The organism is Pseudomonas sp. AN-1, from assembly GCF_034057115.1.
Taxonomy (GTDB): domain Bacteria; phylum Pseudomonadota; class Gammaproteobacteria; order Pseudomonadales; family Pseudomonadaceae; genus Geopseudomonas.
Genome location: NZ_CP139195.1, coordinates 2,342,872 through 2,362,401 on the forward strand (window position 1 = coordinate 2,342,872; position 19,530 = coordinate 2,362,401).

The 19,530-nt window shown below is 70.3% G+C and carries 16 protein-coding genes; 4 read left to right on the top strand and 12 right to left on the bottom strand.

Features of this window, described 5'->3' with window-relative positions:
- The first annotated feature begins 118 nt into the window (after nucleotides 1-118).
- On the top strand, nucleotides 119-1,576 hold the full coding sequence (mltF, locus tag SK095_RS10910; RefSeq protein WP_320546317.1) for a membrane-bound lytic murein transglycosylase MltF: 1,458 nt from the start codon (nucleotides 119-121) through the stop codon (nucleotides 1,574-1,576).
- Between the two features lie 8 nt (nucleotides 1,577-1,584).
- Here mltF and tadA read toward each other — a convergent pair whose 3' ends face one another.
- A complete protein-coding gene (tadA, locus tag SK095_RS10915; protein WP_136489763.1) occupies nucleotides 1,585-2,067 on the bottom strand; it encodes a tRNA adenosine(34) deaminase TadA in 483 nt (160 codons plus the stop codon).
- A 174-nt stretch (nucleotides 2,068-2,241) separates the two neighbouring features.
- On the bottom strand, nucleotides 2,242-3,615 hold the full coding sequence (locus SK095_RS10920) for a multicopper oxidase family protein (RefSeq protein ID WP_320546318.1): 1,374 nt from the start codon (nucleotides 3,613-3,615) through the stop codon (nucleotides 2,242-2,244).
- Between the two features lie 183 nt (nucleotides 3,616-3,798).
- On the opposite strand from SK095_RS10920, the gene SK095_RS10925 reads away from it, so the two are divergent.
- Entirely contained in the window at nucleotides 3,799-4,698 is a 900-nt protein-coding gene (locus SK095_RS10925; protein ID WP_320546319.1) for a c-type cytochrome domain-containing protein, read from the top strand.
- Between the two features lie 6 nt (nucleotides 4,699-4,704).
- Here SK095_RS10925 and SK095_RS10930 read toward each other — a convergent pair whose 3' ends face one another.
- From SK095_RS10930 to SK095_RS10960, 7 genes are all read right to left on the bottom strand, one after another.
- Nucleotides 4,705-5,976: a DUF445 domain-containing protein gene (locus SK095_RS10930; protein ID WP_320546320.1), complete on the bottom strand. Its 1,272-nt coding sequence runs from the start codon at nucleotides 5,974-5,976 to the stop codon at nucleotides 4,705-4,707.
- A 104-nt stretch (nucleotides 5,977-6,080) separates the two neighbouring features.
- Entirely contained in the window at nucleotides 6,081-7,661 is a 1,581-nt protein-coding gene (gene guaA / locus SK095_RS10935) for a glutamine-hydrolyzing GMP synthase (RefSeq protein ID WP_201487927.1), read from the bottom strand.
- 79 nt (nucleotides 7,662-7,740) lie between these two features.
- Nucleotides 7,741-9,210, bottom strand: coding sequence for an IMP dehydrogenase (guaB, locus tag SK095_RS10940; protein WP_136489181.1), 1,470 nt, complete (start codon nucleotides 9,208-9,210; stop codon nucleotides 7,741-7,743).
- A 63-nt stretch (nucleotides 9,211-9,273) separates the two neighbouring features.
- The gene (locus SK095_RS10945; protein WP_201487926.1) at nucleotides 9,274-9,597 is read right to left on the bottom strand and encodes a ribbon-helix-helix domain-containing protein; all 324 of its coding nucleotides are present in this window, start codon (nucleotides 9,595-9,597) and stop codon (nucleotides 9,274-9,276) included.
- A 58-nt stretch (nucleotides 9,598-9,655) separates the two neighbouring features.
- The gene (locus tag SK095_RS10950) at nucleotides 9,656-10,237 is read right to left on the bottom strand and encodes a DJ-1/PfpI family protein (protein WP_320546321.1); all 582 of its coding nucleotides are present in this window, start codon (nucleotides 10,235-10,237) and stop codon (nucleotides 9,656-9,658) included.
- A 90-nt stretch (nucleotides 10,238-10,327) separates the two neighbouring features.
- Nucleotides 10,328-10,876: a sugar ABC transporter ATPase gene (locus tag SK095_RS10955; RefSeq protein WP_320546322.1), complete on the bottom strand. Its 549-nt coding sequence runs from the start codon at nucleotides 10,874-10,876 to the stop codon at nucleotides 10,328-10,330.
- A 54-nt stretch (nucleotides 10,877-10,930) separates the two neighbouring features.
- Complete coding sequence (locus tag SK095_RS10960) at nucleotides 10,931-11,398, bottom strand: multidrug/biocide efflux PACE transporter (RefSeq protein WP_320546323.1); 468 nt, start codon at nucleotides 11,396-11,398, stop codon at nucleotides 10,931-10,933.
- A gap of 88 nt (nucleotides 11,399-11,486) precedes the next feature.
- Between SK095_RS10960 and SK095_RS10965 the strand changes: the two genes are divergently transcribed.
- Together SK095_RS10965 and xseA are read left to right on the top strand one after the other, a co-directional pair.
- Complete coding sequence (locus SK095_RS10965; protein WP_320546324.1) at nucleotides 11,487-12,401, top strand: LysR family transcriptional regulator; 915 nt, start codon at nucleotides 11,487-11,489, stop codon at nucleotides 12,399-12,401.
- A 43-nt stretch (nucleotides 12,402-12,444) separates the two neighbouring features.
- Nucleotides 12,445-13,824, top strand: coding sequence for an exodeoxyribonuclease VII large subunit (gene xseA / locus SK095_RS10970; RefSeq protein ID WP_320546325.1), 1,380 nt, complete (start codon nucleotides 12,445-12,447; stop codon nucleotides 13,822-13,824).
- 93 nt (nucleotides 13,825-13,917) lie between these two features.
- Here xseA and SK095_RS10975 read toward each other — a convergent pair whose 3' ends face one another.
- From SK095_RS10975 to SK095_RS10985, 3 genes are all read right to left on the bottom strand, one after another.
- Nucleotides 13,918-16,299: a sulfite reductase flavoprotein subunit alpha gene (locus SK095_RS10975; RefSeq protein ID WP_320546326.1), complete on the bottom strand. Its 2,382-nt coding sequence runs from the start codon at nucleotides 16,297-16,299 to the stop codon at nucleotides 13,918-13,920.
- Between the two features lie 168 nt (nucleotides 16,300-16,467).
- Nucleotides 16,468-17,148, bottom strand: a complete 681-nt coding sequence (locus SK095_RS10980; protein WP_201487922.1) for a Fe2+-dependent dioxygenase — start codon at nucleotides 17,146-17,148, stop codon at nucleotides 16,468-16,470.
- A gap of 60 nt (nucleotides 17,149-17,208) precedes the next feature.
- On the bottom strand, nucleotides 17,209-19,413 hold the full coding sequence (locus SK095_RS10985; RefSeq protein WP_320546327.1) for a TonB-dependent siderophore receptor: 2,205 nt from the start codon (nucleotides 19,411-19,413) through the stop codon (nucleotides 17,209-17,211).
- Between the last annotated feature and the right edge of the window lie 117 nt (nucleotides 19,414-19,530).

Below are 19,530 nucleotides of genomic sequence, written 5' to 3' on the forward strand. Positions count from 1 at the left end.
CGAAAGACTGGGCATTCTAGCGCAAAGCGCCCAGCCGGGCACCCGCAGCCGTCGCCGCCCGCCCCACCATCCGACCGTCGAGGTATGGACCCCGCCACGCTTTGCGTATACTCCATCCATGTTCAGTCTCAATGCCCTTCGCCTGCGTCACAGCGCCTGGCTGCTGACGACCGTACTGATCCTGCTGCTCAGCGCGTGTGGCGAACCGCCCACCGCCCTCGAGCGGGTCCGGGAGGACGGCGTGTTGCGCGTGATCACCCGCAACAGCCCGACCACCTACTACCAGGACCGCAACGGCGAAACCGGCTTCGAGTACGAGCTGGCCGAGCAGTTCGCCAAGCGCCTGGGCGTCAGGCTGGAGCTCGAGACCGCCAACACCATCGACGAGCTGTTCGCGCGCCTCAATGCGCCGGACGGCCCCGACCTGGCCGCCGCCGGCCTGGTCGAATCCGCCGCGCGCCAGTCGCAGGCGCGCTTCAGTCGGGGCTACCTGGATGTCACCCTGCAGGTGGTCTACCGCAACGGCCAGCCGCGGCCGACCAAGCCCGAGCAACTGGTCGGCAAGCGCATCACCGTGATCAAGGGCAGCATCCAGGCCGAGCGCCTGGCCGAACTCAAGCAGCGCCTGCCCGGACTGAACTACAGCGAGTCCGACGAGGTCGAGATCGCCGACCTGCTGGGCATGGTCGACGAGGGGCAGATCGACCTGACCCTGGTCGGCTCCAACGAGCTGGCAATGAGCCAGTTCGGCTACCCCAACGTGCGCGTGGCCTTCGATCTCGACAGCGACCGGCACCTGGCCTGGGCGGTGCCGCCGGGCAAGGACGACAGCCTGCTCAAGGAGATCAACGCCTTCCTCGCCAGGGCGCAGCAGGACAAGACCCTGCAGCAGCTCAAGGAACGCTACTACGGACACATCGAGGTGCTCGGCTACGTCGGCACCGTCACCTTCGGTAAGCACCTGCAGCAGCGCCTGCCGCGCTACGAGCAGCACTTTCGCAAGGCCGCCGAGCAGTACAAGATCGACTGGCGCCTGCTTGCCGCGATCGGCTATCAGGAGTCGATGTGGCAGCCCGACGCGGTGTCCAAGACCGGCGTGCGCGGTCTGATGATGCTGACCCAGCGCACCGCCACGGCGATGGGCGTGGCCAACCGCCTCGACGCCCGGCAGAGCATCCAGGGCGGCGCGCGCTACTTCACCGAGGTGCACGCCGCGCTGCCGGACAGCATCAAGGAGCCGGACCGCAGCTGGTTCGCCCTGGCCGCCTACAACGTCGGCGGCGGCCACCTGGAGGACGCGCGCAAGCTGGCCCAGGCCGAGGGCCTGAACCCCAACAAGTGGCTGCACGTGAAGAAGATGCTGCCGCGCCTTTCGCAGAAGCAGTGGTACCGCAAGACCCGCTACGGCTACGCCCGCGGCGGCGAGCCGGTGCACTTCGTCAACAACATCCGCCGCTACTACGACATCCTTACCTGGGTCACCCAGCCGCAGCTGGAGGGCAGCCAGGTGGCCGACCGCGGCCTGCACCGCCCCGGCGTCGACAAGACCCCGCCCAAGGTCGAGCCGCAGCTGTAGGCCGTCGCCTACCCCTTCTGCCGGCGCAGGCGGAAGAACTCGCTGAGGATGGCGCCGCACTCGGCGGCCAGCACGCCGCCCTCGACCAGCAGACGGTGATTGAGGAAGGCCTGTTCGAAGAAACGCCCGCGACTCTCCACCACTCCGGCCTTGGGCTCGGTGGCGCCGTAGACCACGCGGGCCACGCGCGAATGGATGATCAGCCCGGCGCACATGCTGCACGGCTCGAGGGTCACGTACAGGGTGCTGCCGACCAGGCGGTAGTTCTCGAGGTTGCGCGCCGCATCGCGGATCGCCACCATCTCGGCGTGGGCGCTGGGATCGTGGGTGGAGATCGGGCAGTTGAAGCCGCGGCCGACCACCTCGCCAGCGACCACCAGCACCGCGCCCACCGGCACCTCGCCGCGCACCGCGCCTTCGGCGGCGAGCGCCAGCGCCTCGCGCATGAAGCGCTCGTCCTGGCTGCGGTCGATGATCACGGGTCTTTTCATGGGAAGGCTGCAGCTGGAGGAAAGCCCGCCAGTTTGGGCAAAGCCGGCGGCGAGTCAAGCCCGGGGCGTTCCATTCCCCGCGATCCGTGTAGGGGCGAATTCATTCGCCTGACAGGGCCGCGTTGGCGAATGAATTCGCCCCTACAGGAGGTAACGCCGAAGACCGCCCCAGGCCTAGACCACCGCGATCGCCGCCATCAGCCCGGTCTCCATGTGGTCGATCACGTGGCAGTGGAACATCCAGGTACCCGGATTGTCGGCCACCAGTGCGACCCGCGCCGTCTCCTGCTTGCCCAGCAGGTAGGTGTCGGTGAACCAGGGCGCCTCGATGCGCCGGCGGTTGGAGGACAGCACCTTGAAGCTCATGCCGTGCAGGTGGATCGGGTGCTGGTACTGGCTGAGGTTGCGCAGCTCGAGGATGTAGCTGCGCCCCTGCTTGAGGGTGGCGATCGGCCGCTCGACGCAGCTCTTGTCGCCGATGTCCCAGGCCTGGCCGTTGACCTGCCAGAAGCTGTGCGCCGCGCCCTGCTCCAGGTTGGCCGACACCGCGCCGGTCCACTCGAAGTTGAAGCGCAGGGTCTCGGCCGCCGCCAGATCCGGCTCGGCGACCGGGTTGGCCGGCAGCGCCGGCGGCCAGTCGCCGGCCGGCTCGCTGCTGGCCACGCCCTTCAGCGTCGCCAGGCGCAGCGGGCCGTTGCGCAGGGCCAGTTCGGCACCGACCGCCGGCACGCGCAGGGCCAGCTCGATGCGCATGCCCGGCCCCAGCCAGTACTCCCTGCCCAGCGGCCGCGGCGCCACCGGGTTGCCGTCGAGGGCGTAGATGCGTGCCTCGGCGCCCGGCAGGTTGAGCCGGTAGGTCAGGGTGTTGTCGAGGTTGAGGATGCGCAGGCGGACGATCTGCCCGGCCGGCAGGTCGAGGGTCGGCGCATGCGCGCCGTTGACCGTCGACAGCCGCCCCGGCGTGCCGCCGCGGGCCGCCTCGCGCGGCAGGCTGAAATCGGTGAAGGCGCCCTGTCCGTCCACGTGCCAGCTCTTCAGGCTCAGCGTGCGCTCGTGGCGGAAGCCGCTCGGCTCGCGCTCCTCGACGATCAGCGGGCCGACCAGGCCGCGGCCGAGTTGCTCGCCGCTGGCAGTGTGCGGGTGGTACCAGAAGCTGCCGGCGTCCGGCACCACGAAGTCGTAGTCGAAGAACTCGCCGGGCAGCACCGGCAGCTGCGACAGGTAGGGTACGCCGTCCATCTCCAGCGGCAGGCGGATGCCGTGCCAGTGGATGGTGCTCGGCTCGGGCAGGCGGTTGACGAAGCGCACCCGCAGGCGCTCGCCCTGGCGGGCGCGCAGCTCCAGGCCCGGCGCCTGGCCGCCGTAGGCCCAGGCACCGGTCCTGTGGCCGGGCACCAGCTCGACGTCCAGCGGCGCGGCGATCAGCTCGTAGTCGTGGCCGGCCGGGTCGGCTGGGCGGCCCAGCCAGTAGCGGGCGCCGCCGCCGGCCAGGCCGAGGGCGCCGAGACCGGCCAGGCCGGCGAGGACTTGTCGGCGGGTGAAGGACATCGGGACACCTCGCGGGCGAAAACGGAATCAGCCCTGCCCCGGCGAAGTGCCGCGAGCAGGACGCGGATGACAGAGTTTCTCATTATCCATGCTGCGCCGGCGAGCCCATCCGCGACACATCGGCACAGACCGCGCTGGTCTAGGCTTGCAGGACACGCCCACGCAGGGAATTGTGGAGTCGCCATGTCCATCGTCCAGCGCCTGCTGCTGCCGCTCCTGCTCGGACCGGCCGCCGCCCTGGCCCAGCAAGCCGTCACCTACACCGAGATCGCGCCGATCCTGCAGGCGCGCTGCGTGCTCTGCCACTCCGGAGCCAGCGCACCGCTGGGGCTGCGCCTGGACAGCCTGGAAGGACTGCGCGCCGGCAGCCAGCGCGGCCCGGTGGCGCTCGCCGGCAAGCCGCAGGACAGCGAGCTGCTGCTGCGCCTGAGCGGCGCACGCCAGCCGCGCATGCCGATGACCGGCCCGCCCTGGCTGTCCGCGGCCGAGATGTCCCTGTTCGAGCGCTGGATCGCCGACGGCCTGCCGGCCGGCGCCGACCCCGCCGCCACAGCCCCCGCTCCGCCCGCCCAGACTGTCGACGGCCCGGTCACCTGGACCCAGGTCGCGCCGATCCTCGCCCGCCGCTGCAGCAAGTGCCACGCCACCCAGGGCCTGATGGGCCCGCCGCCGGAAGGCCTGCGCCTGACCTCCCACGCCGAGGCCCTGGCCAGCGGCGAGCGCGCGCGGGTGATCCCCGGCGCGCCCGAGGCCAGCGAGCTGCTGCGCCGCATCCGCGGCCAGGCGCGACCGCGCATGCCCTACGACGGCCCGCCCTGGCTGGACGAGGCGGAGATCGCGCTGATCGCCGCCTGGATCGAACAGGGCGCGCGCGACGCCGAGGGCCGCCCAGCCGCCACGCCGGCCGGCGCCCGCCTGCGTCTGCACGGCACCCTCGGCGCCGGCTGGACGCTGGACGGCCTGCCGCTGCGGGTCGGCACCGGCACGCGGATCGACAAGAGCCCGCGACCCGGCGACTACGTACAGGTGCGCGGCCGCTGGTCGGGCCAGGACGTCGAGGTGGAACGCCTGCGCCGACGCTGAGCGCCTTCAGCCCGCCAGCAGGCGGGTCAGCGCATGCAGGCCGAGGCCGACCAGGCCGCCGACCAGGGTGCCGTTGATGCGGATGAACTGCAGATCGCGGCCGACGTTGCGCTCCAGCTGCTCGACCAGCTCGGCGCTGTCCCAGCGCTCGACCCGCTCGGCGATGTAGCGGCGGATGTCCTCGCGATGCCGCTCGACCAGCGCCGGCGCCACCTCGAGCAACTGGTCGTTGATCCAGCGGCGCATCGCCGCATCCGTCGCCAGCGCCTCGCCCAGGCGCAGGCACAGGCTCTCCAGACGGCGGCGGATGGTCGAATCGGCGTCGCCCAGGTCGGCCTGCAGCCAGTCGACCAGATCGTCCCACAGCTGGCGCAGGTAGCCGGCCAGCGCCGGGTGGGCGAGCAGCTGCTCGCGGATCTGCTCGCCCTTGAGGCGGAACGCCGGATCCTCCTTGAGGCGGGCGACGAAACGCGCCACGCAGCCATCGAAGTGGCCGCGCAGCTCGTGCTGCGGGTCACGGCTGATCTCGCCGATCAGCTCGGAAACCCGGCGCACCACCTTGTCCGCCGACCACTGGCCGGCCTTCTCGTCGAGCGGGATGTCCTTGCCGAACAGGCGAAAGCGCAGCGCGCTGAACTCGCCGGACAGCCCGGCGGCGATGCGCCGCTGCACCGCCTCGTCCTGCAGCAGCAGGTCGAGCTGGGCCAGCAGCTCGTCGAGCATCGCCTGGTGGCGGCGCTCGTGGGTCAGCAGGTCGAGCAGCTGGCCGCCGAGACGGGCCAGGTCCAGTTCGCGCAGGCGGCGGGTGGCGCTGCGCTGGACGAACTGGATCACCCGCTCGTCGCGCAGGGCATTGAGGCCGTAGCGCGCCACGCCGACCAGTTGGCGGGCCAGCGCCGCGGCGCTGGCCGGGCGACGCAGCCATTCGGCCAGCCGCCCGGCGGCGTCGAAGGCCTCGAGCTTGGCCATCACCTGCGGGGTGGCGAGGAAGTGGGTGCAGATGAAGTCGGCCAGGTTGCGCCCGAGACGCGCCTGCTTGCGCGGGATGATCGCCGTGTGCGGGATCGGCAGGCCCAGCGGGTGACGGAACAGCGCGGTGACCGCGAACCAGTCGGCGATCGCGCCGACCATCGCCGCCTCGGCGAAGGCCTGCAGGTAACCCCAGCCGGGATGCCCCGGCAGCAGGGCGGTGGCCAGCGCGTACAGCGCCGCCGCCAGCAGCAGCAGGCCGAGGGCGATGGCCTTCATGCGGGCCAGGGGGGAGCTCCACAGCGACATCGGGCGACTCCTTGTCGACGTATTGGCTGCAGCATAGCGAGGCGGAAAAGCAAAAGGGCAGCTCACGCTGCCCTTTTGCCTGTCAGATCACCGGAGCGACCGGATCATTCCCACTCGATGGTCGCCGGCGGCTTGCTCGACACGTCGTAGGTGACGCGCGAGATGCCTTCGATCTCGTTGATGATGCGGTTGGAGACCTTCTCCAGCAGCTCGTAGGGCAGGTGCGCCCAGCGTGCGGTCATGAAGTCGATGGTTTCCACCGCACGCAGGGCCACCACCCAGGCGTAGCGGCGGCCGTCGCCGACCACGCCGACCGACTTGACCGGCTGGAACACCACGAAGGCCTGGCTGGTCTTGTGGTACCAGTCGAAGTTGCGCAGCTCCTCGATGAAGATGTGGTCGGCGCGACGCAGCAGGTCGGCGTACTCCTTCTTCACCTCGCCGAGGATGCGCACGCCCAGGCCCGGGCCCGGGAACGGGTGGCGGTAGACCATGTCGTAGGGCAGGCCGAGTTCGAGGCCGATCTTGCGCACCTCGTCCTTGAACAGCTCGCGCAGCGGCTCGACCAGCTGGAACTGCATGTCTTCCGGCAGGCCGCCGACGTTGTGGTGCGACTTGATCACGTGGGCCTTGCCGGTCTTGGCGCCGGCCGACTCGATCACGTCCGGGTAGATGGTGCCCTGGGCGAGGAAGTCGATGCCCTCGAGCTTCTTGGCCTCCTGGTCGAACACCTCGATGAAGCTGCGGCCGATGATCTTGCGCTTCTGCTCCGGATCGCTGACGCCGGCCAGGCGGCCGAGGAACAGCTCCTCGGCGTTGGCGCGGATCACCTTGACGCCCATGTTCTCGGCGAACATGGCCATCACCTGGTCGCCCTCGTGCAGGCGCAGCAGGCCGTTGTCGACGAACACGCAGGTCAGCTGCTCGCCGATGGCGCGGTGCAGCAGCGCGGCGACCACCGAGGAGTCGACGCCACCGGACAGGCCGAGCAGCACCTTGCGGTCACCGACCTGCTTGCGCACGGTGGCGATGGCGTCCTCGACGATGTTGGCCGGGGTCCACAGCGCCTCGCAGCCGCAGATCTCGAGGATGAAGCGCGACAGGATGCGGCCGCCCTGCTTGGTGTGGGTCACTTCCGGATGGAACTGCACGCCGTAGTAGCAGCGGTTGTCGTCGGCGATGGCGGCGATCGGGCAGCTCGGGGTGCTGGCGACGATGTGGAAGCCTTCCGGCAGCGTGGTGACCTTGTCGCCGTGACTCATCCACACGTCGAGGCTGAGCAGGCCGTCGTCGTCCATGTGGTCCTCGATGCCGTCGAGCAGGCGGCTCTTGCCGACCAGGTCGACGCGGGCGTAGCCGAACTCGCGCAGGTCGGAGCCCTGCACCTTGCCGCCGAGCTGCTCGGACATGGTCTGCATGCCGTAGCAGATGCCGAACAGCGGCACGCCCAGGTCGAACACCGCCTGCGGCGCGCGCGGGCTGTTCTCCTCGTGCACCGACTCCGGACCGCCGGCGAGGATGATGCCGCGCGGGTCGAAGGCGCGGATCGCCTCGTCGTCCATGTCGAACGGATGGATCTCGCAGTACACGCCGATCTCGCGCACGCGGCGGGCGATCAGCTGGGTGTACTGGGAACCGAAGTCGAGGATCAGGATCCGGTGAGCGTGAATGTCGTGGTGGGCCATGGCCATCTCTCGTAGCGGAATGCACAAACGACACGGGGCTGAAAAGCAGCCCCGTGTCGCCAGTTCAAAAGCTCAGCAATCAACCAACGCGGTAGTTGGGAGCTTCCTTGGTGATCTGCACGTCGTGCACGTGCGACTCGGCCATGCCGGCGCCGGTGATGCGCACGAACTGCGGGCGGGTGCGCATCTCCTCGATGGTGGCGCAGCCGGTGTAACCCATGGAGGCGCGCAGGCCGCCCATCAGTTGGTGGACGATGGCGGCCAGGGCGCCCTTGTACGGCACGCGGCCTTCGATGCCTTCCGGCACCAGTTTCTCGGCGCCGGCGGCGGAGTCCTGGAAGTAGCGGTCCGAGGAACCCTGGGCCTGGGCCATGGCGCCCAGCGAGCCCATGCCGCGGTAGGACTTGTAGGAGCGGCCCTGGAACAGCTCGACCTCGCCCGGCGCCTCTTCGGTGCCGGCGAACATCGAGCCCATCATCACCGCGTTGGCGCCGGCGACGATGGCCTTGGACAGGTCGCCGGAGAAGCGGATGCCGCCGTCGGCGATCATCGGCACGCCGACCGCGGCCAGGGCGGCGGAGACGTTGGCGATGGCGCTGATCTGCGGCACGCCGACGCCGGCGACGATGCGGGTGGTGCAGATCGAGCCCGGGCCGATGCCGACCTTGACGGCGTCGGCGCCAGCCTCGACCAGCGCCAGGGCGGCCTCGGCGGTGGCGATGTTGCCGCCGATCACCTGCACTTCGGGGAAGTTCTGCTTGACCCAGCGCACGCGGTCGATCACGCCCTTGGAGTGGCCGTGGGCGGTGTCGACCACCACCACGTCGACGCCCGCGGCGGCCAGCGCAGCGATGCGCTCGCCGGTGTCGGCACCGGTGCCGACGGCGGCGCCGACGCGCAGGCGGCCCTGCTCGTCCTTGGACGCCAGCGGGTAGCTCTTGGCCTTCTCGATGTCACGGAAGGTGACCAGCCCGCGCAGATGGAACTGCTTGTCGACCACCAGCATCTTCTCGATGCGGTGCTCGTACAGCTTGGCCTTGATCTCCTCGAGACCGGTGCCTTCCTCGACGGTGATCAGGCGCTCCTTGGGCGTCATGATCGCCGCCACGGTGTCGCCGGCGTTCGGCTTCACGCGCAGGTCGCGGCCGGTGACGATGCCGACCAGCTCGTTGTTGGCCACCACCGGGAAGCCGGAGAAGCCGTACTCGCGCACGCGGGCCAGCAGGTCGATGATCTTGGTGTCCGGGGTCACGGTCACCGGATCGCGCACGATGGCGGTCTCGTGACGCTTGACCTTGCGCACCTCGGCAGCCTGCTGCTCGATGGTCATGTTCTTGTGGATGATGCCGATGCCGCCTTCCTGCGCCATGGCGATGGCCAGGCGCGATTCGGTGACGGTGTCCATGGCCGCGGAAACCAGCGGGATGTTCAGCTCGATGCCACGGGTCAGGCGGGTCTTGAGGGAAACATCCTTGGGCAGAACCTCGGAATAACCGGGGATCAGGAGAACGTCGTCGAAGGTCAGGGCTTCTTGGCTGATACGCAGCATGGCGGGGGCTCCCGGACGGGAAAAAATGGAAGCGCGGCATTATACCCGGCACGGGGCTCGGGCTCAACGCGGCTGGTCGCCTGCGCGTGCACGGCCAGCGACCAGGCTCAGTTCCGTGCCCCGCTCGCGGCGCTGGGCCAGGTAGCGGGTGCAGCTGACGCGCAGGAAGGAGGCGAAGTTGACCACCTCGCCGCGGTAGTCCATGACCTCCTCGTACAGCTTGGCGATCAGCTGGTTGGTGGTCATGCCGTCGACCTCGGCGATCTCGCGCAGGATGTCCCAGAACTGATTCTCCAGGCGCAGGGTGGTGACCACGCCGCGGATGCGCAGGGAGCGCGAGCGCGACTCGTAGAGGATCGGGTCGGCCTTGACGTACAGCTCGCACATGAGTGTCTCCTCGAACCGTAGGGTGCGCCGCGCGCCCCCTACCGCTCTGGTGCATGGATCAAAGCTCGATGCGGGTACCCAGCACCTTGAGGAACGCCGCCAGCCAGGCCGGATGCGCCGGCCAGGCCGGGGCGGTGACCAGGTTGCCGTCGCTGTGCGCCTGGTCGACCGGGATTTCCACGTAGCGCCCGCCGGCCAGGGCGACCTCCGGGGCGCAGGCCGGGTAGGCGCTGCACTCGCGGTCCTTGAGCACGCCGGCGGCAGCCAGCAGCTGGGCGCCGTGGCAGATCGCGGCGATCGGCTTGCCGGCCCGGGCGATGGCCTGCACCAGTTCGATCACCTCGGCGTTCAGGCGCAGGTACTCCGGCGCGCGGCCGCCCGGCACCACCAGGGCGTCGTAGTCGGCGGCCTGCACGGCAGCGAAGTCGAAGTTGAGGGCGAAGTTGTGCCCCGGCTTCTCGCTGTAGGTCTGGTCGCCCTCGAAGTCATGGATCGCGGTGCGCACGCTCTGCCCGGCGGCCTTGCCCGGACACACCGCGTGCACGGTGTGGCCAACCATCGACAGCGCCTGGAACGGCACCATCACTTCGTAGTCCTCGACGTAATCGCCGACCAGCATGAGGATCTTCTTCGCAGCCATGGTTCTCTCCCTGTTCCGGGTGGTGAAGGAGCCAGCAGTATCGACCATGGCGCGGCAAGTGGGTAACAGCCGCCTACTACAGGGCGCGCCTCAGGGATCGACCTGCACCACGCGCACGGCAAAGCCCAGCCGCTCGGCGAAAGCGTCGAGGAAGTCCTGACGCAACCCCGCCTCCGCCCAGCCGTTGAAGATGAAGCCCAGGTCGGAGAAGCCGCACGGCTGCAGGAACAGGAAGCCGTTGATGTCGTCCTCGAAGCCGCATTCCGGGCAGGTGAAGTTGTCGGCCTCCCCCGGCCACCAGACCTCCAGGCTGTCGAACAGCGGCTCGCCGATCTCCTGGCGGCACTGCGGGCAGCCGGCTTCCTCGCGAAAATCGCGGGTCGGCGTATAGATGCAGCGCCGGGTGACGATCTCCAGGCCGTTGTGCGGCTGGCCGAACGGCAAGCGCTCGGGATGCAGGGCCACCCGCAGCGCGCCGGGGGCGATGGCGTAGGCCATGCCGTTGCCGCCCTGCCCGCAGGTGGTCGGCAGCGCCGCGACTATCTCGCGCCTGACCAGCCAGTTGAGCAACTGGCGCGCCTTGGCCTCGTGGGCGGGGACGCTGGAAATCTGCGGGACGAGGATGAGCTGTGCGGTCATGGCGGCTGGCCGGCAAGAAGAAAGCCGCGCAGCTTAGGCGCTGGCGCGGACAAATCAAGTCCGCTGGACGGCCGGCACCGCAGCCCGGCGCGCCAGCCAGCGCTCGCGCAGCACATCCCAGCCCCAGTTGAAGGCCACGGTGTAGGGCAGGAAGAACAGGATCAGGCCGATGTCGAGCAGCAGCGCCTCGAGCAGGCCGATCGACAGCCACCAGGCCGCCAGCGGCACCAGCACGACGATCAGCCCCGTCTCGAACAGCAGCGCGTGGCACAGCCGCACCCGCAGGTCGCGGCGGAAGCCCAGGCGCTGCTGGGCGCGGTCGAACAGCCAGTTGAACAGCATGTTCCAGAGCATGGCGACGGTCGAGAACATCAGGGTCAGCAGCCCCAGCTGCAGCAGCGGCTTGCCCAGCAGCCAGGCCAGCGCCGGTGCGCAGATCAGCAGGGCAATCAGCTCGAAGGCCAGCGCATGGCCGATGCGTTCGCCCAGCGAGCGTTGCAGGGGATTGGCGTTCAGGCTCATGGCAGGGACCTCGCGATCGAAAGCAGCGGGCGCTATTCTCATCGGTCATCCAGCCACGAACAAACCAGCTACCATCGGTGAAGCCGATATGAACCTGTCTGCCGAATCACTCCAGGCCTTCGCCCAGGCGGCCGCCTGCGGCTCGCTCAGCGCCGCCGCGCGGCGGCTGGGCAAGAGCCAGTCGACCGTCAGCGAAGCGGTGGCGCGCCTGGAGCTCGACCTCGGCGTCGAGCTGTTCCGCCGCGGGCCGCGCCGCCTCGAACTGACCGAAGCCGGCGCCAGCCTGCTCGCCCACGCCGAAGCCGTGCTGGCTGCCGGCGACCGCCTGGCACTGCACGCCGCCCGCCTGGCGCAGGGCCAGGAAGCGCGCCTGACCCTGGTCCTGTCCGACGCCTACCAGCCCCGCCAGTACGAGGCGCGTCTGCTGGAGCTCGACCGGCGCTTCCCCGACCTGGAGTTCGAGTGCCTGATCGCCGAGCACGCCGACGTGCTCGACCTGATCGGTCAGGGCCGCGCCCAGCTCGGCCTGCTCGCCGCGCAGCCCGCCTACCCGCCGGACATCGCCCACGCCGGGGTGGCGGTCAGCGCCGAATTCGGCCTGTTCGTCGCCGTCGACCATCCGCTGGCCACCCTGGCGCGGGTCGGTCCCGCGGACCTGGCGCAGTGGCGCGCGCTGCGCCTGAGCAGCGTGACCGCCAGCGAGACGCCGGCCGACGACCTGCCGGGCAGCGACGTGCGTAGCGGCGTGCGCAGCGACGTGCGTAGCGGCGCTCGCTGCTGGTCGGCGCCAGACTACCTGCTGCTGCTGGAAATGGCCGGGCTCGGCTGCGGCTGGGCGGCGCTGCCGCGCCAGCTGGTCGCCGACTACGGCAGAGGCCGCCTGCATGAGCTGGCGCTCGACGGCTGGCCCAGGCGCGTGGCGGTGGACGCGGTGTGGTCGCGCCGGCGCGAACTCGGCCCGGTCGCCGCCTGGCTGCTCGACCGTCTGCTCGCCGACGACTGAATCCCTGTCGCTCCCGCCGCACGCTCGGCTTATCATGCCGGCCATGCTCACCGATCCCTTCCAGCGGCTCGGCCTCGATCGCGAGGTCCTGACCGTCAGCCAGCTCAACCAGCGCGCCCGCCACCTGCTCGAGGACGTGTTCCCGCAGGTGTGGGTCGAGGGCGAGATCTCCAACCTGGCGCGGCCCTCCTCCGGGCACGTCTACTTCACCCTCAAGGACGCCGGCGCCCAGGTGCGCTGCGCGCTGTTCCGCTCCAGCGCCGCGCGGGTGCGCCAGGCGCTGCGCGACGGCCTGGCGGTGAAGGTGCGCGGCAAGGTCTCGCTGTTCGAGGGCCGCGGCGACTACCAGATGATCCTCGACGCGGTGGAGCCGGCCGGCGACGGCGCGCTGCGCCTGGCTTTCGAGGCGCTCAAGGACAAGCTGGCCGCCGAGGGGCTGTTCGCCGCCGCGGGCAAGCGCGCCCTGCCCGCCCATCCGCAGCGCGTCGGTATCGTCAGCTCGCCGTCAGGGGCGGTGATCCGCGACATCATCAGCGTGTTCCGCCGCCGCGCGCCGCAGGTGGAGCTGACCCTGGTGCCCACCGCGGTGCAGGGCGTCGATGCCAGCGCGCAGATCGTCCGCGCGCTGCAGCTGGCCGACCGCCAGGGCTTCGACGCGCTGATCCTGGCCCGAGGCGGCGGCTCGCTGGAGGACCTGTGGTGCTTCAACGAGGAGGCGGTGGCGCGCGCCATCGCCGCCTGCGCGACACCGATCGTCAGCGCCGTGGGCCACGAGACCGACGTGACCATCGCCGACTTCGTCGCCGACGTGCGCGCGCCGACGCCCTCGGCCGCCGCCGAACTGCTCGCCCCCGACTCCAGCGACCTGCAGCGCCGCCTCGACGGCCTGCAGCGCCGCCTGACCCTGCGCATGCAGCACCTGCTGGCCGCCCGCCAGCTGCAGCTCGACGGCCTGCGCCGGCGCCTGCGCCATCCCGGCGAACGGCTGCGCCAGCAGGCCCAGCGCCTCGACGACTTGGAGCTGCGCCTGCGCCGGGCGATGGACCAGCGCCTGCGCACCGGCCACGAGCGTCTGGCGCGCCTGGACACCCGCCTGGCCGCCCAGCATCCCGAGCGCCTGCTCGAACTGCTGCGCCAGCGCCTCGACCACCTCGCCCAGCGCCTGCCGCGCGCCATGCACGCCGGCCTGCGCGAGCGCCGCCAGAAGCTCGGGGGCATCGCCCAGACCCTGCAGGTGGTCAGCCCGCTGGCCACCCTCGGCCGCGGCTACAGCATCCTCCTCGACGAGCGTGGCCGCGCCGTGTGCCGCGCCGCCGACACCGTTCCCGGCCAGCGCCTGACCGCCCGGCTGCACGAGGGCGAGCTGGCGCTGCGCGTCGAGGACAGCCCGGCGATGTCTGGCACGCTGGAACTGCCGTTGTAGGGTGCGCTGCGCGCCCCACAAACCGCATGGTGCGCACGGCGCACCCTACGTCACTCAGCCGCCAGGCCCGGGGCAGCCCCGCCATTCATCACCTCAGTACAGGTCGCGCCGGTAGCGCCCGGTCTCCTGCAGCTCGGCCAGCGCCGCCGCGCCGAGCAGCTCGCGCAGCACCGCATCGACGCCCTCGCCCATGCCCTCGAGGCTGCCGCACACGTAGATGGCCGCGCCGTCCGCCAGCCAGGCACGCAGTTCGTCGGCCGCCGCGCGCAGGCGGTCCTGCACGTAGACCTTGTCCGCCTGGTCGCGGGAGAACGCCAGGTCGAGGCGCTGCAGATGGCGCTCGGCCTGCCAGGCCAGCAGCTCGTCGCGGCACAGGAAGTCGTGCGCCGCCGTACGCTCGCCGAACAGCAGCCAGTTGCGCGGCTGCCCGCGCCAGGCGCGCTCGCGCAGCAAGGCGCGCAGGCTGGCCAGGCCGGTGCCGTTGCCGATCAGCAGCAGCGGACGGTCGTCCTCGGGCAGGTGGAAGCCGGTGTTGCGGCGCAGCCGCAGCGGCGCCGTGGCGCCCTCTACCAGCTGCACGCACAGCCAGCCGGAGCACAGCCCCGGCGTACCATCGGCGTGCAGGTGCAGGCGGACGATCAGCTCCAGCGCCCCGTCGTCGGCCAGCGAGGCGATCGAATAGCTGCGCGGCCGCGCACCGGCCTGCGGCGGCAGGATCTCCACCAGGTCGCCGGCCTGCCAGCGCTGTCCGGCCGGCACCTCGAACGCCAGGCGCCAGACCGGCGCGGCACTGCTGCCGGGGTTGAGCCACTGCTTCTCGCGCAGCGTCCATTCGGCGAAGCCGTCACGGGCGGCCGGCTCGGCCTCGCTCGGCGGCGCACTGCCGGTCAGCTCGCCGAGCAGGGCGCGCCAGCGCTGCAGCGCCGAGTGGTCGCCGTTGTCCACTTCCACCGGGGCGAACAGGCTGCGTGCGCCCTGACCCTGCAGCCAGTCGTGCAACTGGCGGGCGAAGCCGCAGAAGCGCTGGTACTGGCGGTCGCCGAGACCGAGCAGGGCGTATTCGAGGTGGCCGAGGTCGAACTCGCCGCCCAGCACCCGGCGCACGAAGCCGCGCGCACTGTCCGGCGCCTCGCCGTCGCCGAAGGTGCTGACCACGAACAGCGCCCGCCCGGCGCCGCGCAGGGCCTGCGCGTCGAGCTGGGCCAGCGGGCGCACCTGGACGGTAGCGCCGGCCGCCTGCAGCTGGCCGGCGGTCTGCCAGGCCAGCTGTTCGGCGAAGCCGTTCTGGCTGGCGAAACCGATCAGCCAGGGCTGGCCATCGCCACGCGCGGCCTCCAGCGCCTGGCGCCCGACGCGGGCGGCGTGACGCTGACGACGACGGCCGAGGTAGAGCTGCCAGCCGGTGACGAAGAACAGCGGCATGGCCAGGCTGGCCAGCAGCATGAGGATGCGCCCGGGCTGGCCGAAGTAGTCGCCGGTGTGCAGCGGATAGACGCTGGCCAGTAGCTGCTGCACGCCGCTCTTGTCGGTGTAGCGCTCGTGCTGCAGCACCTTGCCGCCGGCATCGAGGCTGATGCGGTTGAAGGCGCGGTTGTGCCCGGCGGCCTCCGGCAGGTACATCACCTGCAGCGGCTGGCCGGCGCGCTCGGGCAGGCGCAGGTTGGCCAGCCGGTAGTCGTCCTGCACGGTGTGGCGGAAGGCATCCCACTGGGCGTCGATGCTCACCGGCGCACGCGGCGCCTCGGCCTGCGCCTGGCCCTGCGGCGGGCCGCGGCGCTTGCCCGGCCCGCCGTGCTGCGGGGCCGGCTCGCCGGCCAGCGCGTGCACGCCGTTGCGGTACCACTCGTAGGACCAGTACAGGCCGGTCAGCGAAGCCAGCAGGTAGGCCAGCAGCACCCAGGTGCCGGCCACCGCGTGCAGGTCCCAGAGGAAGCCGCGCCCCGTGCGCCGCCAGTCGAGGCTCAGCCAGGCGCGCCAGCTGCCGGCCCGGCGCGGCCAGCGCAGGTACAGGCCGGACAGGCAGAGGAACACCAGCGCCAGGGTCGCCGCGCCGGTGACCGGCTTGCCGGCATCGCCCATGGCCAGCCAACGGTGCAGTTGCATCATGAACTGGAAGAAGCCGGCGCCACGCGCCGCGCCGAGCACCTCGCCACTGTAGGGATCGGCGTACAGCGTCTCGCCGCGCGGCCCGCCACCGCTGACGTTGACCTTGGCCGCGTCCAGGGCGTCGGCGGAGAAGGTCAGGCCGAGCACCGCGCGCCCGGGCAGTTGCTCGCCGGCGCGGGCCACCAGCTCGTCCGGACTCAGCGGCCGTGCGCCGACGGCCGGCTCGACGCTCATCACGCCGGGATTGAGGAGGCGCAGCAGCTCGTCCTGGTAGGACAGGCTGGCGCCGGTCACGCCCATCAACGCCAGCACCAGGCCAGCGCTGATGCCCAGCAGCCAGTGCAGCTGGAAGAGGATTTTCTTGACCACCTGGGATCACCTGATCGCTATGCCGCGGCTGCGGCGAAGTTGAACTCGGAGGCGGCAGGAAGCCGCAGCGCACCGCCGGCGGATGCAGCGGTGCGAAACGATTTTATTCGAGAATAATTTGCAACAAATCGGCTTTACCCAACCTTTACCCGCCCGCGGCACCGGCCGTCACAGCGCCCAGCGGCGCAGCAGGTTGTGGTACACGCCGGTGAGCTGCACGCTGGCCGCGTGATCGGCCCCCAGCTCCTGGTTGATGCGCTGGATGCCGGTGTCCAGGTCGAACAGCAGGCTGCGCTGGCCGTCGTCGCGCACCATGCTCTGGATCCAGAAGAACGAGCAGACCCGCGCGCCGCGGGTGACCGGGGTGACCCGGTGCAGGCTGGTGGAGGGATAGAGGAGCAGATCGCCGGCCGGCAGCCTGACGCTGTGCGCGCCGTAGGTGTCCTCCACCACCAGCTCGCCGCCGTCGTACTCGTCGGGGCCGGTGAAGAACAGGGTGGCCGACAGGTCGGTGCGCACCCGCCCGCCAGTCGAGCGGTCCAGGCGCACCGCGTTGTCCACATGCAGGCCGAAGTCCTGACCGCCCTGGTAGCAGTTGAACAGCGGCGGATACACCTTGTCCGGCAACGCCGCAGCGATGAACAGCGGGTTGCGCTCCAGCGCCTGCAGGATCAGCGCGCCGATCTGCCGCGCCTCGGCGCAGTCCTCCGGCAGCTGCAGGTTGTTCTTGGCCATCGCCGACTGGAATCCGGCGGTGGTCTTGCCATCCACCCACGGCGCCTGCTGCAGCAGGCGCCGGCAGTCGAGAACCTGTTCGGGGCTGAGCACCCCGGGAATGTGCAGCATCATGGCATCGCTCTCCTGAAGCGGCGAAGCCCCGCGGAGCGGGGCTTGCCTGGACGGTTACGGTCAGAAGGAATAGTTGGCCGAGAGGATCGCCGAGCGGCCGTCGCCGTACTCGATGGCGGCCGAACGGGCAGCGGTACCCGGGGTCTGCCGCACCTGGGCCACGTAGTCCTCGTCGAACAGGTTGTTGAGGTTCAGCTGCAGGTCGAGGCTCCTGTTGACCTGGTAGCCGACCATGGCGTTGTGCAGCCAGTAGTCGTCCAGCTTGGCGGTGCCGCTGGTCGCGACATTGCGCTCGCTGACGTAGCGGGCGCCGTAGCCCAGGGTCCAGCCGGCCGGCAGCTCGTAAGAGGTCCACAGGTTGAACGAGCGCGGCGGGGTGTTGGCCAGCGCCTGGCCTTCCCGGGCGCGACCGGCGGCGGTGTCGGCCGCCTTGAGGGTCTCGCTGTCAAGGAAGGTGTAGTTGGCGAAGACGTCCCACTGCTCGGTGATGTGGCCGGTCACGCCCAGCTCGACACCCTGCACGCGCTGCTCGCCGGCCAGCTGGGTGCTGCCGTCAGCCATGGTTTCGCGGGCATTGGTCTTCTCGACGCGGAACACCGCGGCGTCCAGCTCCAGGCGACGGTCGAACAGCTCCCACTTGGTGCCCAGCTCCCAGGTCTCGTTCTCCTCCGGCTCGAGGTCGGTGGTCGCAGCGCTCACGCCAGTGCCGCTGGAGGCGAGGAACTCTGCCGAGGGGTTGAACGAGGTGCCATAGGCGACGTAGATGCGCCCGTTGTCGGCCGGCTTGTAGACCAGGCCGGCACGGCCGCTGAGCATCTCGTCGCTGGTGTCCAGCCTGGTGAGGGTGCCGGCCGGCAGCGCGACGTTCTTGTACTCGCCGTCGACCCAGTCGTAGCGCAGTCCCAGGTTCAGATCCCACTGGGGGGCGAGGGCGATGGTGTCGAAGACGTAGACCGCCTGATTGGTCAGCTCGGTCGAGGTATCCGCCGAGTCCGCCTTGTTGATCGGGCCGGTGTAGTGGCCCGGCGGGTTGGCCAGGTCGAAGCTGCGACCGGTGAAATCCAGCCCATAGCTGTAGGTGGTGCGATCGTAGGTCTCGCGGGACACCTCGACGCCGGTCGCCAGGCTGTGAACGAGGCCGAAGGTGTCGAAGTCGGCGCGCAGGTTGGTCTGGTTGATCCACAGGTCGCTGCTGACGTCGCGGCCGTAGCCCTGCGGACCGGCCGGCACGTAGCTGCCCGCCGGCACGCCGGTGGTGTTGACGTGGGAGGCGGAAATCACCACGTCGCGGTCGATGCGGCTGTAGCGGGTCAGGTTCTGCAGGCTGAGGCTGTCGCTGAAGGCATGCTCCAGCTTGACGGTGAAGGAGTCGGTCTCGATCTCGTCCTTGTCGATGTTGCTGAAGCCGAAGTAGGCCTCGCGGTCGACGCCGGCGAGCTTCTTGCCGTCGAGGGCCGGCACGCCGTAGTCGGGCAGGATGTCGTCGGTCTGGTGGAAGTAGCTCAGGGTCAGGCGGGTGTCCTCGCTCAGGCCCAGGGCCAGGGACGGGGCGATGCCCCAGCGCTCGCGGTCGACCTCGTCGCGGCCCGGCACGTCGTTCTCGTGGGCCATCAGGTTGAGACGGAAGGCGCTGTCGGTGCCGACCCCGTCGAGGGTCTGGTTGGTGTCCAGGGTCAGGCGGTGGTAGTTGTCGGTGCCCAGGCTGCCGCCGAGGCGGGTGAAGTCGCGGCCGACCGGCTGCTTGGTGACCTGGTTGATGCTGCCGCCGGTGGTGCCGCTGCCGCCGAACACCGAGTTGGGGCCCTTGATGACCTCGACCGCCTCGATGTTGAAGGTGTCGGTGCGGTTGGTCTGCGCGCTGTCGCGCAGGCCGTCGATCTGCATGTTGGCGTTGGCGCCGAAGCCACGGATGTTGATGCTGTCGCCGGAACCGCCGCCGCCTTCGCCGGCGCTGAAGGTGATGCCGGAGACGTTGGCCAGCACCTGGCGCAGGCTCAGCGCCTGCTGCTCCTCGATCACCTTCTGCGGCACCACGCTGATGGTCTGCGGAGTGTCCAGCAGCGGCGCGGTGTATTTCGGCGAGGAGACCGACTCGGTCTTGGAGCTGCTGGCCTCCTGCTCACCCTGCACGGTGACGTTGTCGAGCTGCAGGGCGCCCTGCTCCGCAGCCAGGGCCGGAACGGCCAGGGAGGCCACGGCCAGGCCGACGGCCGAGGCCAGCAGGCGCTGGGGTTGACGGGATGAGGCTTTGACGAAGGCACGCATGAGAATCACTCCCTGGATTTAATGGGATGCGATTCTATTTGAGAAGAATTATCAGTAAAGACCGCCAGCGTCATCTTTACATTAACTTTACAAAAACGGCGGAACTCCCCTGCCCGC